The sequence below is a fragment of the Harryflintia acetispora genome, assembly GCA_004340125.1.
Lineage (GTDB): Bacteria > Bacillota > Clostridia > Oscillospirales > Ruminococcaceae > Harryflintia > Harryflintia acetispora.
In genome coordinates this window covers 10,551-28,043 of sequence record SLUK01000010.1, presented here as the reverse complement: position 1 = coordinate 28,043, position 17,493 = coordinate 10,551, and the positions used below count along the sequence as shown (strand labels likewise).

Annotated in this window: 14 protein-coding genes; 4 read left to right on the top strand and 10 right to left on the bottom strand. The window is 63.7% G+C overall.

Annotated elements, in window-relative coordinates; translation table 11 throughout:
• Positions 1-113 precede the first annotated feature (113 nt).
• The 3 genes from EDD78_RS10885 to EDD78_RS10875 are packed head-to-tail and all read left to right on the top strand — an operon-like array spanning position 114 to position 4,510.
• A complete protein-coding gene (locus EDD78_RS10885) occupies positions 114-1,001 on the top strand; it encodes a carbohydrate ABC transporter permease (protein ID WP_079699900.1) in 888 nt (295 codons plus the stop codon).
• Positions 1,002-1,012: 11 nt separating this feature from the next.
• Positions 1,013-1,858, top strand: coding sequence for a carbohydrate ABC transporter permease (locus EDD78_RS10880; RefSeq protein WP_079699899.1), 846 nt, complete (start codon positions 1,013-1,015; stop codon positions 1,856-1,858).
• 15 nt (positions 1,859-1,873) lie between these two features.
• Entirely contained in the window at positions 1,874-4,510 is a 2,637-nt protein-coding gene (locus EDD78_RS10875; RefSeq protein ID WP_132084948.1) for an alpha-L-rhamnosidase, read from the top strand.
• A gap of 54 nt (positions 4,511-4,564) precedes the next feature.
• On the opposite strand, the gene EDD78_RS10870 is transcribed toward EDD78_RS10875, so the two are convergent.
• Positions 4,565-5,485 (bottom strand): AEC family transporter, encoded by a 921-nt coding sequence (locus EDD78_RS10870; RefSeq protein WP_132084947.1) that lies wholly within the window; start codon positions 5,483-5,485, stop codon positions 4,565-4,567.
• A gap of 172 nt (positions 5,486-5,657) precedes the next feature.
• Here EDD78_RS10870 and EDD78_RS10865 point away from each other — a divergent pair, with 172 nt between their 5' ends.
• Positions 5,658-6,344: a GntR family transcriptional regulator gene (locus EDD78_RS10865; RefSeq protein WP_079699896.1), complete on the top strand. Its 687-nt coding sequence runs from the start codon at positions 5,658-5,660 to the stop codon at positions 6,342-6,344.
• Positions 6,345-6,460: 116 nt separating this feature from the next.
• Here the strand turns inward: EDD78_RS10865 and EDD78_RS10860 are convergent, their stop codons facing one another.
• From EDD78_RS10860 to EDD78_RS10820, 9 genes are all read right to left on the bottom strand, one after another.
• The gene (locus EDD78_RS10860; RefSeq protein ID WP_079699895.1) at positions 6,461-7,885 is read right to left on the bottom strand and encodes a GntP family permease; all 1,425 of its coding nucleotides are present in this window, start codon (positions 7,883-7,885) and stop codon (positions 6,461-6,463) included.
• 95 nt (positions 7,886-7,980) lie between these two features.
• Positions 7,981-9,144 (bottom strand): UxaA family hydrolase, encoded by a 1,164-nt coding sequence (locus EDD78_RS10855; RefSeq protein WP_132084946.1) that lies wholly within the window; start codon positions 9,142-9,144, stop codon positions 7,981-7,983.
• Between the two features lie 16 nt (positions 9,145-9,160).
• Positions 9,161-9,457 (bottom strand): UxaA family hydrolase, encoded by a 297-nt coding sequence (locus EDD78_RS10850; protein ID WP_079699893.1) that lies wholly within the window; start codon positions 9,455-9,457, stop codon positions 9,161-9,163.
• A 31-nt stretch (positions 9,458-9,488) separates the two neighbouring features.
• Positions 9,489-10,766, bottom strand: a complete 1,278-nt coding sequence (gene larA, locus EDD78_RS10845; RefSeq protein WP_132084945.1) for a nickel-dependent lactate racemase — start codon at positions 10,764-10,766, stop codon at positions 9,489-9,491.
• Between the two features lie 238 nt (positions 10,767-11,004).
• Positions 11,005-12,237 carry a glycerate kinase type-2 family protein gene (locus tag EDD78_RS10840; protein ID WP_132084944.1) on the bottom strand — a complete coding sequence of 411 codons (1,233 nt, stop codon included), beginning with the start codon at positions 12,235-12,237 and terminating at the stop codon, positions 11,005-11,007.
• Positions 12,238-12,366: 129 nt separating this feature from the next.
• Positions 12,367-13,455, bottom strand: a complete 1,089-nt coding sequence (locus EDD78_RS10835; protein WP_132084943.1) for an FAD:protein FMN transferase — start codon at positions 13,453-13,455, stop codon at positions 12,367-12,369.
• A complete protein-coding gene (locus tag EDD78_RS10830) occupies positions 13,437-14,510 on the bottom strand; it encodes a hypothetical protein (protein WP_132084942.1) in 1,074 nt (357 codons plus the stop codon). The genes EDD78_RS10835 and EDD78_RS10830 overlap by 19 nt, the downstream gene beginning before the upstream one ends.
• Before the next feature lie 20 nt (positions 14,511-14,530).
• The gene (locus EDD78_RS10825; RefSeq protein ID WP_132084941.1) at positions 14,531-15,496 is read right to left on the bottom strand and encodes a polyprenyl synthetase family protein; all 966 of its coding nucleotides are present in this window, start codon (positions 15,494-15,496) and stop codon (positions 14,531-14,533) included.
• On the bottom strand, positions 15,489-17,456 hold the full coding sequence (locus EDD78_RS10820) for an NAD(P)/FAD-dependent oxidoreductase (protein ID WP_132084940.1): 1,968 nt from the start codon (positions 17,454-17,456) through the stop codon (positions 15,489-15,491). The genes EDD78_RS10825 and EDD78_RS10820 overlap by 8 nt, the downstream gene beginning before the upstream one ends.
• Positions 17,457-17,493: the final 37 nt, after the last annotated feature.

Sequence of the window (17,493 nt, the reverse complement as noted above, 5' to 3'; positions counted from 1 at the left end):
CCTCCACCTGAGCTGACAAGCCAAGAATCTAAGAAAAACGATGCCAGTCCCGCCAGCCATAAAGCCGATGGCCGGCGGGACTGACTGCTTGATGGGAAGGGAGAGTACATACCTTGGATAAGCTGCTGCGGGACAAAAAAGCGATCGCCGCCTTCGTGCTGCCGGCCATGCTGGTCTATGCATGCATTGTGCTGGTGCCGATCGTCTGGTCCGCCACCTACACCGTGTACGACGGGGTGCCGGGGCTCGACTTCCGCTTCGTCGGGAGCCAGAACTTCACGACCCTCTTTCGCGACCGCGACTTCTGGATGGCGGTCACCACCAACCTGAAATACGTCGCCGGGGTGGTCACCGGGCAGATCGGGCTGGGGCTGCTGCTGGCCTTCATGCTGATGTTCGGCCTGCGCTCGCACAAGAACCTGGTGCGCACCATCCTCTTTTTCCCGGTGGTGCTGCCCTCGGTGGCCATCGGGCAGATGTTCGTCAAAATCCTCGAGATCCAGCCGCAATACGGGCTCTTCAACAGCCTTTTGGAGGTGGTGGGCCTGGGCGCCTATGCCAAGGGATGGCTGGGAGAAAGCTCGACGGCGCTCATCTGCTGTATCATCGCCGACATCTGGAAGGCGATGGGCCTTTACGCCACCCTCTTCTACTCGGGGCTTCTGGACATCCCGGGCGACGTGATCGAGGCCTCCCAGATTGACGGGGCCACGGGGCCGCAGCGGGTGCGCTACATCCTGCTGCCGATGCTCAAGCCCATCATCATGATGGCCCTGGTGCTGAGCATGACCGGTACGCTCAAGGTGTTCGACTCGATCTACGCCCTGACCGGCGGCGGCCCGGGCAACGCCACGCGCATGCCCACCATGTACATGCAGACCACCGCCTTCGTCTACCAGCAGTACGGCTACGGCAGTACCATTGCAATCTTCATCATGATCGAGTGCCTGTTCTTCTCGCTCATCATCAACAAGCTGCTGAGCAAAGACAATACCATTTGAGGAGGAGCGAAATGGAAAAAACAAAAAAGAAGGTCTCCCCCCTGCGTGCGGTGGGGACCACCCTGCTGATCATCTTCCTTCTGATCGAGCTGTACCCCATCATCTGGCTGCTGCTCTCCTCCTTCAAGACCAACTCCGAGATCGCGCTGACCCCGAGCTATTCTTTGCCGCAGGGGATCGAGGTGCAGAACTACATCGACGCCTGGAACGTGGGGCATATGAGCACCTTTATGGGGAACAGCATCTACACCACCGTCTTTTCGCTGACCTTCATCGTCCTGCTCAGCGCGCCGGCGGCCTTCGGGCTGACCAAGATGCGCTGGAAACTCAGCGGCCCGGTTTCCACCCTGTTTTTGATGGGGATCATGATCCCGGTGCAGGTCATGCTCATCCCGCTGTTTTTGATGTTCAAGACGGCGAACCTCTTAAACACCCTCGAATGCCTGATCGTGGCCTTTTCCGCCTTTGGGCTGCCGATGTCAATCTATCTCTTCTCCGGCTTCTTTAAGGGGATCCCCAACGAGATGATCGAGGCGGCGGTGATCGACGGCTGCTCGATCTACCGGGTATTCTTTAAGATCATGCTGCCGCTGATCAAGAACGCAATGGTCACCATCCTGATGATCAGCTTCATGGACGTGTGGAACGACCTGCTCTTCTCGATGACCTTCGTCAGCTCGACCGAGCTGAAGACCTTGCAGACCGGGCTGGTGATGTTCAGCGGACGCTTCGGGGCCAGGGATTGGGGCCCGACCTTCGCGGCCATCGCGATGGGGACGCTGCCGACCATCCTGCTCTATCTGGGGCTCAACAAGGTGATGATCGAAGGGCTGACCGCCGGCGCGGTCAAGGGCTAAAAGGAGGGGTTATCTTTGACAAGCGACAAGGCGGCTTTCCTGCGCTGCGAGTACCGGGAAAACCCAATCGGGATCGACGCGCCCTCCCCCTGCCTGAGCTGGCAGATGGAGAGCACGCGACAGGGCGCCATGCAGAGCGCCTATCAGATCGAGGTCTCCACCGAGGAAACGTTCGGCGCGCTCTGCTGGGACAGCGGACGGGTACAGTCCTTCGAGACACTGGGGATCCCCTACGGGGGCGCGGCGCTCAGCGCGCGCACCCCCTATTTTTGGCGGGTGCGGCTCTGGAACGAAGAGAACGAATGCTCCGGCTGGAGCCAGGCGCGCTTTGAGACCGGGTTCCTCGGCTCCCCCTGGACGTCGCGCTGGATCGGCGCGCGGGACGAGGAGGAATCCTGCCACTATTACCGCAGGGAATTCTCGGTGCGCGGCGGGCTTCGCGCCGCCCGGCTCTACATCACCGCCTGCGGGCTCTATGAGGCGCACATCAACGGGCGGAAGGTGGGACGGGACCATCTCACCCCCGGCTGGACGAGTTATGGGGACCATCTGCAATACCAGAGCTACGACGTGACCGAGCTGCTGGGGGAAGGGGAAAACGCCCTCGGCGCGATCCTGGGCGACGGGTGGTACAAGGGCCCCTACACCTGGGACAAGAAGCGGGAGCTTTACGGGCACAAGCGGGCGCTGCGCTGCCAGGTGCACCTTTGGTATCAGGACGGCCGGGAGGAAATCGTCTCCTCGGATGAGCGCTGGCGCTACCGCCGCGGGCCGATTCTCAGCTCCCAGCTCTATGACGGGGAGATTTACGACGCGCGCCTCGAGCTTCCCGGCTGGGATAAGCCGGGCTTATCCGGGGCGGGCTGGTCCCCGGTGCGGGTACTCAGCCCGCAGGTGGGGGAGCTCGTCTCCACCCTCTGCGCACCGGTGAGGGCGCAGCGTGAGCTGCGGGTGCAAAAGATCCTTCGCACCCCCAATGGGGATAGGGTGCTCGACCTCGGGCAGAACATGGTCGGCTGGCCGAGAATCCGGGTGCAGGGCAGGAAAGGGGAGCTCGTCTTCCTGCGCCTGGTGGAGACGCTGGGCCCGGACGGCAACGCCTACCCCTACAATCTGCGGAGCGCCAAGCAGGAGCTGCAATACATCCTGAAGGGGGAGGGCGTCGAAATCTTCGAGCCGCATTTCACCTTCTCGGGTTTCCGGTATATCCAGGTCGTCGCCTGGCCGGGCGAGCCCAATGAGGACAGCGTCCTGGGGGTGGCGGCCCATTCGGGGATGGAGCAGACCATCGAGCTGCGCAGCGGGAACCCTCTGATCGAGCGGCTCTATAAAAACATCCTCTGGGGCCAGCGCGGGAACTTTATCGAGGTGCCGCTCGACTGCCCGCAGCGCGACGAGCGCTTCGGCTGGACCGGGGACGCGCAGATCTTCGCGCGCACCGCCAGCTTCAATTTCGACTGCTTCCTCTTCTATGAAAAGTGGCTGCGGGGTGTGCGGGCCGACCAGTTCTCAAACGGCGCCGTGCCCTTTGTGGTGCCCAACATCCTGCCGCGGGATTGGGACCTGGCCAGCGCCGGGCCCGAGTCCACCTCGGCGGCCTGGGGGGACTGCGTCACCATCTGCCCCTGGGTGCTCTACACGGCCTATGGCGATCGGCGCATCCTCGAGGAGAACTACGGGGCGATGAAGCGGTATGTCGGCTACATGCGCGCCGAGAGCCCAAACGGCCTCTGGGAGGGCGGCAGTCAGCTCGGCGACTGGGTGGCGCTCGATGCGAAGCCCGGGGACTACATCGGGGCGACCGACCCGCTCTATACCGCCACCGCCTTCTACGCCGTCTCGACGCGGATCGTGGCAAAAGTGGCGCGGCTGCTGGGCCGTCAGGCGGACGCACAGGAATATGAGGCGCTCTATGGGGCGGTCCGCGCCGCCTTCCGGGCACGTTTCGTCCGGGATGGCGAAGTGAGCGAAGAGACCCAGACCGCCCAGGTGCTGGCGCTGGTCTTCGGCCTTGTCGAGGACAGTGAACGCCCGGCGGCCGTAAGGAAGCTCGCCGAGCTGATTGAACGGAAAGGCGGGCACCTGGACACCGGCTTCGTCGGCGCGCCCTACATCTGCTTTGCGCTCAGCGAAAACGGCCGGGCGGACCTTGCCTACGAGCTGCTATTTAAAGAGGACTTCCCCTCCTGGCTCTACCAGGTGCGCAAGGGAGCCACCACCGTCTGGGAGCACTGGGACGGAATCATGGAGGACGGCAGCTTCTGGAGCGACGAGATGAATTCCTTCAACCACTACTCCTACGGTTCGATCGGGGAGTGGATTTACCGGGTGGCCGCCGGGATCGACTGCGATGCAGAAGAGGCGGGCGGCTACCGGGACATCCGGCTGCACCCGGTGCCGGACAGGAGGCTTAGCGAGCTCTGCTGCCGCTACCGCACCCCGCGCGGCACGCTGGAGAGCGGCTGGAGGATGGAGGGGGACAAAGTGGAGTACCAGTTCACCATTCCGCCGAACACCACCGCCATCCTGACCCTGAGGGCGGGGGAGGGGGCGCGCGTCAGCGCGCCACAAAACGCGCGCGCTCTTGGGAGCAGCGGCGGGGAGGCGCGTTACCTGCTCGCGCCGGGATGCTACCGCTTCACCGTAAAATAACGGGAATCAATAAACGGGAGGGCCGCACGGCCCTCCCGTTTTCATGTTAAGAGTTCAGGCGATCCCCAACGTCAGCATGAGACCGGTCATCATCAGAAGGCTGACCACGATGGACAGGGAATTTGTGAATCCCGCCAGCCCCGCGTCGCCGCCGCAGCGCTCGGTAAAGGCCGGAGCGATCACCGAGATGGGCGCGAAGAGGATCACCGCCACCACCTGCTTGATCTCCAGAGGGAAGGGGGCGAAGAAATAAATCCCCAGTGCGACGAGCAGCGCGAAGAGGTTGCGCGTCAGTACCACCGACAGGGCCGCGCGCAGGTAGCCGGGCTTCGATTCCCACCGGAACATCAGCCCGATCATCAGCATGGCCAGCCCCGGGTTGGCGGCGTTCAAGGGGGCGAGCAGGGTGAGGGCGACCTGCGGGACCTTGAGCCCCAGCGCCGAATAGGCGAGCAAAAAGAGGTAGACGTCGAACGGCACCGAGGTGAAGAGCTTTTTGAGCGTATCGCGCAGCCGGGGGCGGCCGCCGTCGCCGCCTATGGCGGCGGTGCAGAGCGCGTAGGAGCCGCCGGTGCACATGATGGCGTTCCCGGTGTCGAACAGGCAGGCGATCACCACCCCGCCGTGGCCGAGAAAGCTCTGCATATAGGGCATGGCGAAAGTGCCGATGTTATAACCGGGCAGGTTCATCATCGAAAAGGCGCGCTGGCCGGCCGGCTTGCTGCGGCTGCGCCACCAGCCCAGCCCGAACAAGGCGAGGTTGGAGAGGAGCCCGAGCAGCACCACGAAGAGCAGGGCGCCGCTGAGCTCGAGCCCGGCGAAGTTGGTAATCACCGCCGCGGGCAGGGTCAGGTTCATCACGATCCTGACGAGAATTTGGTAGTCGCGCTCTCCGAAGAGCCCCGCGCGCCGGAGCAGGAAACCCGCCGCGATCAGCAGCACGAAGGAGAGCGCTTTGAGCAGTACCGCGCCCATGGGACATCCCCTCTACTAAATTTTACTGGTAAACAGCCATGGCCGTAGGTCGGCCATAGAAATTTTTATAAAGCTATTGTAACCCCTCGCGCAGGATTTGTAAAATGTGATATAATAGCTTATATCTTTTACAATCAATTCAAAAGCTAACCGCGAAAAGGAGCCCAAAATCATGGCCATCGTCCATCGTCCCATCGCCAGCACCATCAAGGATCAGGTCTATCAGATACTCAAGGAGGAAATCTGCGGCGGCGCCTACCAGCCCGGGCAGTGGCTGCAGGAGAAGGAGCTGGCGAACCGCCTGAGCGTCAGCCGCTCCCCGATCCGCGAGGCGCTGCGGCAGCTGGCCGGGGACGGGCTGGTGGTGGACATCCCGAACAAAGGGGTCTTCGTCAAGGAGTTCACCCTGCGCGACATCGAGGAGGTCTTCGATCTGCGGCTGATGATGGAATCCTACGCCATCCTGCACTCGGGCAAGAACCTGACCCCCGAATACAAGGAGGAGCTGCTGCGCTATGTGGACGAGCTGACCCGCGCCCATAGCGAGGGCCGCCTCAAGCACTATATCGAGTTGGATACCCAGCTGCACAACCTGTTCATCACCCTGGGCGGCAACCGGCTGCTCGAGGAGAGCTACCAGAAGGTGCACACCATGATCCAGCAGTTCCGCATCTATTCCCTGATCGGGCAGCAGCGCTTCGACGAGTCGGTCGAGGAGCACAGGGAGATCGTGCACTGCATCCTCACCGGCGCGCTGGAGGAGGCCAACCGCGCCAACCAGCACCATCTCGAGCTTGCCAAGGAGAAGATCCTCGAATACCTGGAAAAGAAGAAACAGCAGGCGGAGGACAAACGGTAACCGTTCTATGGCTTGACAATAAGTATGCGCCCCCGGCGAAAAGCCGGGGGCGCATTTGTGTCATCCGGGAGGGTGGCACAAAATACGTATCCTCCTATCCCAACAGGAAGGTACTCTTAATGGAAGAATATGCTGAGAATGCAGATGATGATCGAGCCGAAGACCGGGACGGCGATCGAACCCATGGTCCAGGTCTTGAGGCTGGTCTTGATGTCCATGCCGCTGAAGTTGGTGACGACGTGGAAATAGCTGTCGTTGAGGAACGAGGGGCACATCGCGGTCAGACAGACGGCCAGGCCCGCGAGGTAGGGGTTGATCCCCAGGGTGAGAACCATCGGGGCGATGATGGCCGAGCCGGTGATCATAGCGGTGGTGCCGGAGCCCTGCGGGAAGCGCATGATGCAGCCGATGAGCAGCGGGACCAGGATGCCGGGGATACCGATGGCGACGATCCCGTCGGCCATGATCTGCGCAGCGCCGGTCGCCTTGACGACCGCGCCCAGGGCGCCGCCGGCGGCGGTGATGCAGATGATCGGGCCGGCGTCTTTGAGCGCCAGGTTCATCATGTCGTTGACGATCTTATTCGGCAGGTCCTTGGCCAGGACGAACGCGCCCAGGCACAGGGAGATGAACAGCGCGATGACGGGGTTGCCGAGGAAGGTAACGATCGAGGCGAGCATGGTCCCCTCGAGGGAAGCGATCTGCCCGACGATGGTGTTGCAGAGGATCAGGACCACCGGCAGAAGCAGGATGGTGAAGGAGATCCCGGCGCCCGGGAGCTTCTCGGTGCTCAGCAATGCCTCGAAGTCGCTGTTTTCCAGCTCCTTGCCGGCGTTGGTCTTCGCTTCGATCATATCCAGGACCTTGAGCTGCGCTTCGGTGTATTTGCTGCGGTCGATCTCGCTGGGAACGACGAACTGCGGATACTTGTTGCCGAACCAGCGGAAGAGGAAGACCGAGAAGATGAACAGCGGGATGGACAGGAGCAGCCCGTAGATGATGAACATACCGAGGTCCACCGCCAGGCCTTCCTGCTGGAAGGTGCCGACCACGGCCAGCGGGCCGGGGGTCGGGGGAACCATGAAGTGGGTGATGTAAAGGCCCATGCCCAGGATGCCGCCCAGTCCGACCATGGATTTCTTGGTCAGGCGGGAGAACTCCTTGGCCAGGGAAGAAAGGATGACGAAGCCGGAGTCACAGAACACCGGGATGGAGACCACGAAGCCGGTCAGGCCCAGCACCACGTCCGCGCGCTTGACGCCGACCATCTTGAGGATGGTCAAGGCCATGCGCTTGGCCGCGCCGCTCTTCTCCAAAAAGATGCCCATGATGCATCCGAAGCCGATGACGATGCCTATACTTGCCATCGTGCCGCCGAAGCCGGAGGTCACGGTGGAAATGGATTCGCCCAGCGGAACGCCGGACAGGATGCCGATCAGAATCGCTGAAATGATCAGCGAGGGGAAGGCGTGCATACGGGTAAAGATGATGAGGACCATCATCACGATGACGCCGATTAGCATTGCGATTACGGGATTCATAAACTACTCTCCTCCTTAATTTTAGGGTGGTGGGATAGGATATGTATTGCGTGGCCCCGGCGCGCTCGCCCCTGCCGGGACCGGGAAAACGAAAATCAAATGACCGGGCCCATGGTGTAGATGTCGATCGAGTTGAAGTACTTGATGGCCTCGTTCTTGGTGTACTCGCCGTTCAGCACCCGCAAAAGCAGGGCGAAGGCCTCCTCGCCGACCTCTTCGATGGTTTTTTCACCCGTGATGATCCGCCCGGCGTTGAGGTCCATGTCGTGGATCATCCGCTCATAGGTGTTCGGGTTGCCGCAGATTTTGATGACCGGCATCGAGGGGAAGCCCTGCGGGGCGCCCCGCCCGGTGGAGAACATCATGAACTGCGCGCCGGTGCAGGCCATGCCGGTGAGGATTTCCGGCTCGCGGCCGGGGGTGTCCTTGATCCAGAGGCCCTTCTGGTCGGTCACCATGTCGGAATAGCCGAGCACGCCCTGGATCGGGCGGGTGCCGGACTTGACGATGGCCCCGAGGCTCTTCTCCTCGATGGAGGACAGGCCCCCCGCGATGTTGCCCGGGGTGGGCTGGCCCTTGCGCATGTCGCACCCCAGGGACTTCGCCCTGGCCTCCATGTTGCCCACAATTTCGTATATCTTGTCCGCGACCTCCTTGTTGACCGCGCGGCGCGCCAGCAGATGCTCGCCGCCCAGAAACTCGGTGGTCTCGCCGAACACCACGGTGCCGCCCAGGTCCACCAGCTTGTCGGCCACGTAGCCGACCACGCAGTTGGAGGCCATGCCGCTGGTGGTGTCGGACGCGCCGCACTTGATGGCCATCACCACGTTGGAGATGTCGACCGGCTGGCGCTGCTGGGTAGAGATTTCGATGACCAGCTTCTGAGCCGCGTCGATCCCCGCCTGGATGGCCCGGCTGGCGCCGCCCAGCTCCTGGATGTGGATGATCTCAACCGGCTTGCCGCTTTCTGCGATCGTCTGCACCAGCCGCTCGTGGTCGGTCCCCTCGCAGCCGAGGCTGACGACGAGCGCCGCGCCCACGTTGGGCGAGCAGCCGAGCGCGCAGAGGGTGTCGGTCACCCGGTCCAGGTCGGGCGGCAGCTGGCAGCAGCCCTGGTGGTGGAAGTAGCCGACCGTCCCCTGCACCTGGCCGACGATGGCCTGCGCCACGTCGTTGGCGCAGATGACGCTGGGGATTACCGCAACGTGGTTGCGGGAGCCGACCTTGCCGTTTGCCCGTTTGTATCCTAAAAATTCCATAGCCTCTGATCCCTCCTTACAGATCGCCGCGCCCGCGCATGCTGTCCAGGTTGTGCACATGCACGTAGTCGCCCTTCCCAATTTCGGCGGTGGCGACGCCGATCTCCTCGCCGTACTTGGTGATCTGCTCGCCCTTATGGATGTCGCACAGGGCGATCTTGTGCCCGTAGGGCACGTCGCCGTGCACGGTGATGATCTCGCTTTGCCCCTTCTTGTCGCGCACTTCCACCTTTGTGCCGTCGACAATCCCATTGGCGAAGATGGTCGCCACGTTGTCCTGATCGTGAACCTTGAGCGCCAGATTCAGCGCCATAGCCATCGCTTCCTTTCCCGCTTGATAATAGTTACTCTTTGACCGCCAGTACCGAAACGCCGTCCGGGATGACGACCACCTTCGCGTCCTGGCCCTTCATCTCCCGCGCCATGGCCAGCGCCTCGTCGGGGCTGGAGGCCGGGATCATATTGGCCTTTTTGACCAGTTCGTGATCCAGGTAGGTGGTCACCAGGATGACCTTGTGCTTTTTGAGGATGCGCGAGTAGATCTGCGCGCACCACTGCTCGGGGATGGTCTCCTTGGGCGGAATCTTCGAGAGGTCCGCCTCGATCTCCTCGGGGGTCCCCGCGACGATCAGCTTTTCAAAGTGGGTGCCGCCCATCCCGTCAAAGCAGGAGCAGCACATGATGATCACCCCATCCTCCCCGGCGCAGGCCTCGGCGGTGGCGACCGCCTTGGGCGACTGGTAGAGGTTCTGGTCCAGCGGATACCCGCCGTTGGAGGTGATCACGATGTCGCCGGTGATACTCGGGCACTGGGACATCTCGCGGATGAATTCGACCCCCTTGGCGTGGGACTCCTCGAGGTCCCCGGCGAAGGCGGCAACGATCTTCTTTTTCCCATCCAGCGCGACGTTGAAGGTGAACTGCACGTTGACCTTGCGCGCGGCGAAGATCATATCCTCGTGGATCGGGTTGTGCTCCAGCACCCCGGTGGTGGAGTAGGGCGAGGCGATCGCCTTGAAGGAGTGGTTCTCGTTGACCGTCTCCTGGGAGCAGATCCCCGGGAGGATGCTCTTTCGCCCGCCCGAGAAGCCGGCGAAGAAGTGCGGCTCGATGAACCCTTCGGTCAGCAGCAGGTCGCATTCGACCGCCAGCTTGTTGCACTGGAAGCCCGCCCCCGAGGGGAGGGCGCAGACGTAGGTAAAGTCCTCGGGCTGAAAGGCGTCGTTGATGGCGATCTTCTCGTTGTCCACGATCTGATCGCCGAACATCTTGCGCTGCTCCGCCTCGGTCGTGGCCCGGTGCAGCCCGGTCGCGATCAGGATGGTGATGTCCGCCTCGGGGTTCCCCTCGCGGATCTCCGCGAGCAGGATCGGCAGGGTGATCTTGCTGGGGACCGCACGGGTGTGGTCGCTCGTGACCAGCACCACCTTGCGCTTGCCCTTCGCCAGCTCGCGCAGCCGGGGCGTGCCGATGGGGTTTTGCAGAGCCGCGCGCACCAGCTCCTCTTCGCTCTTGCCGGGGTCGTATTCGTGCATCTTGGCGGTGATCACCGCGGCGAGATGCGCTTCTTCGATGTGAAGCGGAAGACTCGAAGTGTAATAGGGAATGTTGATGGTCTTCATCCTGAACCTCCTGCAAAGCATCAATAGCTTGTATGATGTATACAATATATTTAATCCAAAAATAGGATATTCCAAATTCGACATAAAGTCAATTCGTTTTCTCCTAAATTTAGACTTTTTGTCTAAATACACAAATTAATCATGAATAAATTGTTAATAATACCGCCCGCAGACGACAAAAAAATCCCCCCGCCGCAGCGGGAGGATTTTTTCTGTTTCAAAGCACGGATTTTTCCACTCAGCGGCGCAGCAGCAGCACCGCCACGTCGTTGACATTGGTGCCGGTGGCGCCGGTCCTGATCAGGCCGCCGCAGCGCTCGAGCGCGTGGTAGGAATCGTTTTGGCGCAGCACCTCGAAGACGTCGGTCCCGGCCTCTTTCAGTGTTTCAAAGGTGGTGTTGTCCACATAGCCGCCCGCCGCATCGGTGGGGCCGTCGGTCCCATCCGAGCCGACCGAGAAGAGCGCGGTGGCGGGCAGGCCGGCAATCCCGGCGGCGCCCGCGAGGGCCAGCTCCTGGTTGCGCCCGCCCAGGCCCTTGCCGGTCAGGTGGACCACCGTCTCGCCGCCGGCGATGAAGGCCAGCGAGTGGTCGCAGTCCTGGTGGTACTGCGCGATGGACGAGAGGAAGCTGCCCGCCTCCCTCGCCTCGCAGCAGAGGCTGGCGGTGAGGATGTGCGGTTCATACCCCAGCTCCTCGCAGCACTTTGCGGCCGCGCGGCAGAGCTGGCGCACGCTGCCGGTGATGTGCGTCTCGACGTTGTGCAGCTCCTTGGGGGTCTCCTGGAGCAGCAGCTCCTCCATCTTGGGGGTGAGGGTGAGGTTATATTTGCGGGCGATCTCCCGGGCCTGATCACTCGTCGAGCTGTCGGGATAGGCCGGACCGGAGGCGATCATGTCCAGCGGGTCGCCGATGATATCCGAGAGCACGATCGAGAAGACCTTCGCCGGGGCGCAGATCTGTGCAAAGCGCCCGCCCTTGACGGCCGAGAAACGCTTGCGGATGGTGTTCATCTCGACGATGTCCGCCCCGCAGGCCAGCAGCTGGCCGGTCAGGCCTTGCAGCTCCTCGGGGGAGATCAGCGGCTGCTCGAACAGGGCGGACCCGCCGCCCGAAACCAGGAAGAGCACCGTGTCGTCCTCCCCGAGGTCGCGCACCAGGTCGATGGCCGCCCGGGTCCCCGAGAAGGAGTTCTCGTCCGGCACCGGGTGCCCGGCTTCGACGATCTTGAAATTCCCGATCGGGCCTTTCGCGTGCTGGTACTTGGTGACCACCACGCCCGCCTCGATTCGCTCGCCCAGCAGGTCGTAAGCGCTCCTGGCCATCTGCCAGCCGGCCTTGCCCAGGGCCACCAGCACCAGCCGGCCCGGGCCGAAGGAGCGGCCCTCCAGCGCCTTCTTCACCGCCGTGTCGGGCAGGGCGGCCGTGATCGCATCGGAAACGATCCGGTTTGCATCCTCGCGTAGCGTCATATTCTGTCACACCTTTCACTCTATCGGCATTGCTTGCTGTCTTCATTATAACGGGCGGGGAGGATTGTATACAATCGGCGTTTTCAATAAGAATACAGCGGATTCTTTGGGCAGGATCGAGGCGGCGCGTCAAGGCAGGAGGCTTTCCCCCTCCAGCACTGCCGCCGAAAAGCCGCTGCTCTGCCGCCGGCCGCCGCCGGGCAGGAGCCAGAACGCCTCAACGCCGGGGAGGGATTCGATCAGGGCGAGGCCCTCTTCGGGTGAAAGACAGAACAGGGCGGTGGAGAGCGCGTCGCAAAGCGCGGGGTCCCTGGCCAGCACGCTGACCGATTGGCAGTGGCGTGCGGGATAGAGCGTCTGCGGGTCGATGATGTGGCAATAGCGCACCCCGTCGAGCGTGAAGTAGCGCTGGTAGTCCCCGCTGGTGGCGACCGTGCAATCTTGCAGCCCCAGGGTGAGCAGATAGCGCTGCTCGTCCCCGCTTTGCGGGTCGAGCAGCCCGACCGAAAACGGCGTCCGGGCGCGGTCCATCCCGCCGATGGCGCAGACGTTGCCGCCAAGGCTTATCAGCAGCTGATCCGCCCCCTGCTCTTCCAGCTGCGCGCAGACCTCCCGGAGCGCGTAGCCCTTGGCGATGGCGCCGACGTCCAGGCGCAGCCCGGGATCGAGGATTGCGACCGTCCCCGCCGCCTCGTCGATCATTACCTTCGAGAGGTCGCAGTGCCCCGCCGCCCCCCGCAGCGCCCTGTCGTCCGGCAGGCGGGCGGAAAGCGGATCGGAGAGCGCCTGCTCGCGGCAGCCGTGCCAGAGGGAGAGCACGCTCCCCAGCGCCACGTTGACCTTGCCGCTGGTGAGCGCCTCCATCTCTTTCGCGCAGCGCAGCAGGCCGATGATCCGCCGGTCCACCGAAAGCGGCCCCTGCCCGGCGTGGTCGTTGAGGGTTTTGAGGTTTACCACCCCTTCATAGTCGTGGTAGATGTCGTAGAGCCGGTGGTATTGTTCCAGCTCGTCGTGGAGAAATTGCACCTGCTCCTGGAAGCGTTCCTTTTGCTTGGTGTAGCCCACGACGGTGGTCACCGTGTCGAAGGGGCCGAGGAACTGCGCCTGGAAGCGCTGCTCCCGCGCCCCGCAGCCGCCGAGTGCGAGGGAAAGCGCAAGGCAGCAGGAAAAGAGACGGGGGGCCAGCCGGCCCCCCTGTTTTACTGCGCGCGCTTCCATGCCTTTTGCAGACAGACGTTAAAGTCCCCGACCGAGATGGTGACCGAGGCGGCGAGCTCGGCGTCGGCGGGCCTGCCCTCCTCGGTGAGGGCGATGCCGCTCAGCTCATCCGCGCTCTTCCCGGCGGCGTAGGCGGCAAAGGCCGCCGCCTGCTCGTTCCATTCCCTGCCGATCCCGGAGGCCTTTTTCATCCCGTATTCCTCGCCCAGCTCGTCCTTGGTGGGAATCGGAGCGTTAAGGTCCGAGAGGATCTGTCCGCCCTTATCAAAGCGCACGGCGCTCTGCGAGCCGTCGATGAGGCAGCTGGTAATCCGGCCCTCGGCGTCGAACGAGGCGGCGGCGTAGGTCGAGTCGGCCTGCGCGAGGCCGTCCTCCTCCCCGGCCGGGGTGGATTTGGCGATCCCGGTGACGATCCCGAGCCCCAGCTTGTCCCCGGCCTTGGCGCCGAGGGGTTTCGAGTTCCCCACGGCCTCGGTCACCGCATCCAGCCAGCCCCCGACCGAGATGGTGACCGAGGCGGCGAGCTCGGCGTCGGCGGGCCTGCCCTCCTCGGTGAGGGCGATCCCCTTCACTTCATCCGCCGTCTTGCCGATCACGTAATCTGCGAGTGCTTGGGCCTGCTCGCTCCACTCCTTGCCGATCCCCGAGGCCTTTTTCATCCCGTAGCGCTCCCCGAGCTCGGTCTTGGTCTCGATTTGGGCGGCCGTGTCGGTGAGCAGCGTGCCCTGCGCGGAGAATTCGATCTTGCTCTGCACCGCGTCGATTTTGCAGTCCACGATCCGGCCTTCGCCGTCCACCAGCACGGCGACAACGTTCGAGTCGGCCTGCGCCAAGCCGGGTTCTCCGCCTTCGGCGGGGGCCGAGCCGGCGACGGAGTTTTGGATGGCCATCCCGATCAGCAGCCCGCCCTCTGCCGCAGTGGCGCCGTCCTGCGGGGCGCTCCCTTGCGAGCTGCTGCTCAGCGGCGAATGCCCTTTGGGCAGGTTGGAGGTGCAGCCGAAAAGCAGGCAGAGCGCCAGGGACATTCCCAGTGTTCGTATGATGGTTTGCTTCATTTTTACCGGTCTCCTTTTTCCTAAAACGGCTGTGCGGCCCGCCCCGCCCGCTCGAGCAGGGACAATAGCCGCGCTTCTTTTTCCTTCGGCGCGTGGAGGGCGGGGAGCAGGCGCAGCGCCCGGTCGTGATACCGCCGGCAGAGCGCGCGGGTAAAATCCAGCCCGCCCCCGGCGCGCACCCGTTCCGCCAGCTCGTCCATGGGGATACGCCCCTCCCGCGCGCGGGCCGAAAGCTCGGGGTCCTTCGCCAGCGCGTGGATCAGCGGCAGGGTGATCACCCCCTGCTCATAGTCCGAGCGCACCGGCTTCCTGGCAAGGTCCTGATCGAGGGTGAAGTCCCCCAGATCGTCGGCCAGCTGGAAGAGCAGCCCCAGGTACCGGCCGAACCGCGCGTAGCGCTGCCGCAGCTCGTGCTCGTCGGTAAAGAGCAGCGCCCCGGCGTAGAAGCTGCCCGCGAAGAGGGCGGCCGTCTTGCCGCCGATGATCCGCAGGTACTGCGGGGCCGTGAGCCCGAGGTTCCCGTTTTCAGCGGTCTGCCGCAGCTCCCCGAGGCAGACGCGCCCGATGTACCCGGGCAGGCGCAGCGAGAGAAAGCGCTCCCGGTCGTTCAGTGCGGCGGCGGTGCGCAGCGCTGCCGCCAGCAGCCAGTCCCCGCAGATGACCGCCACCCGCTTGCCGTACCGCGCCTGCAGGGTGGGGGCGCCCCGGCGCAGGCCGGCGTCGTCCATCACGTCGTCGTGCACCAGGGTGGCCAGGTGCAGCAGCTCGACCCCTGCCGCCAGGGGCGCGGCGTCGGCGGGCACCCGCCCGTCCTCCTGCTGCGCGCAGGCGAGCAGGCAGCGCGCGCGCAGCTGCTTGCCCGGGGACATTGCCAGATGGGCGGTGTATTCCCGCACCAGGGAGGGGGAGCCCAGCAGCGCGTCATTTAGACGCTTTTGGGCTCCGGCGAGGGCGTGCTCAAAATCCGGGAAGGCTTGCTCAGTCATGATAGAGATACCACTTTCTCACGAAGTTTACCCGCTGCCAGCGCTCCTTGAGCCAGGGCATGGCGTAGTAGTCGAGCCCCAGCGTGCGCCCGCCGCCGATCAGGACGGCAATTGCGGCGAAGATCATCCAGAAGGTGCTCAGATACAGCCCGGTGGTGCAGACGAACATGAACTGCAGCACCAGCGAGAGCCCCGAGGCGGGGAAGGTCAGCAGCCCAAAGACGAGCAGGAGGCCGATGAGGATTTCCGCCACCACGATGAAAATCTGCATGAAGAGCTGTACCCCGTCGTAGGGGAGGATGAGGGTGCTCACAAACCAGTTAATGAGCGGGAAGTCGAATTTCAGGGCGTAGTCCGCCAGGGTGGAGCTTGCCACCTCGCTCCCGCTGACCAGGGTCAGGTCGAAGTAGCCGAGGATCCGGTAGCTGAAGAGCGCCACCCCGCTCGAAAGCGTCTCCTCGGCGGAGGAGGTGGCGCTGGCCACCGCATCCACCGCGGCGGTGACGTTCCGCGCGCCGGCAGAGGAGAGGATTTCCTGAAAGAAGGCGTTGGCCCCGCCGAAGAAGCCGGTGAGCTTGGGGGAGTTTAGCCACCCCTCGACGATCTTCATCACCCCCTCATAGAGCCAGCAGAGCCCGAGCCAGACACGCAGGGGCACGAGCAGGAAGCTGGGGGTGCGGTTGGAAAAATGCCCGCCCAGGAAGCTGCGGCAGCGGCGGATGGTGAAAAACTCGTGCCGCAGGTAGCTCACCACCTTGTTGTAGCCCATCACCTGCACGAAGTAGACGAGGTTGATGAAATGCTTGACGAACATCGCCAAAAAGGAGGGCAGGGCGAACAGGTGCCCCGGCAGCCCGACGTGGGCCACCCCGTACCGTCCGCCCACGCTGACCATCACGCCATGGAACTTCGGACGGTATTCCTCCGGCTCCCCGCTACCGGTGATCGCGCAAGCGAGGTTGTGGGCGATGGTGTCGGCGCTCTGCTCGCAGTTTTCCACCATCTGGGGCACCGGCTCCTGCGACCCGCGCGGGGTGTACAGGATGTTGTCCCCGGCGATGTAGACCTCCTCATGCCCGGGCGCGCGCAGGTAGGCGTCCGTTTCGATCCGGCCCCGCCGGGCGTTTTTGAGGGTTTCGCCCGCCTGGTGCGCGAGGGAGGAGCTCTCGATCCCCGCCGTCCAGATCACCGTGCCCGCTTCGCGGCGCTCCTGCTCACCGTCCCGCTCGAGGACGATGTAGTCTTCGCCGATCTCCCGGACCCCGGTGCCGAGCAGCACCTCGACCCCCATCCTGCGCAGCCGGCGCTCCACCTTCCCCGAAAGGCGCTCGGGCAGGATGGGCACGGTGCGCTCGAGGATATCCACATCATAGAGCGAGACGAGGGAGCGCTCGAGCCCGTAGCGCTCACAGAGGAAGGGGACATCCTCTGCGAGCTCGCCCGCCATCTCCACCCCGGTGAAGCCCGCCCCGACCACATAGAAGGTCAAGATCCGGCGGCGTTCGGCGGGGTCGCGCTCGCGCGCCGCGCGGCGAAAGCTGTCCTCGAGCCGCTCGCGCAGGGTAACCGCGTCGTCGTAGGACCAGAGGGTATAGGCGTGGCTCTCTGCCCCCTGCACCCCGAAAAAGGTCGGCTGCGAGCCGCTGGCGAGCACCAGGTAGTCGTAGGGGTATTCCCCCTTGGAGCCGGCGGCGATTTTTTGTTCAAAGTCGATCCCAGCGATCTCGTCGAGCACGACGCGCACCGGCCTGCCCGTGAAGATGCGGGAGAGGTCCATGCGAATGCTGTCCTCCTCCACCCGGTGGGCGGCGACCTCGTGCAGCTCGGTGAGCATGGTGTGGTAGGGGTTGCGGTCGATGAGTGTGATCTCGATGTCCCCGCGCCCGCGCAGCTTGCGGCAAAGTTTTTTGGCGGTCAGAACGCCGGCATAGCCGGCGCCCAGGATAAGCACATGTTTCATGCGTTCAGTCTCCTATCTCGGCAGACGCCGCGCGCTG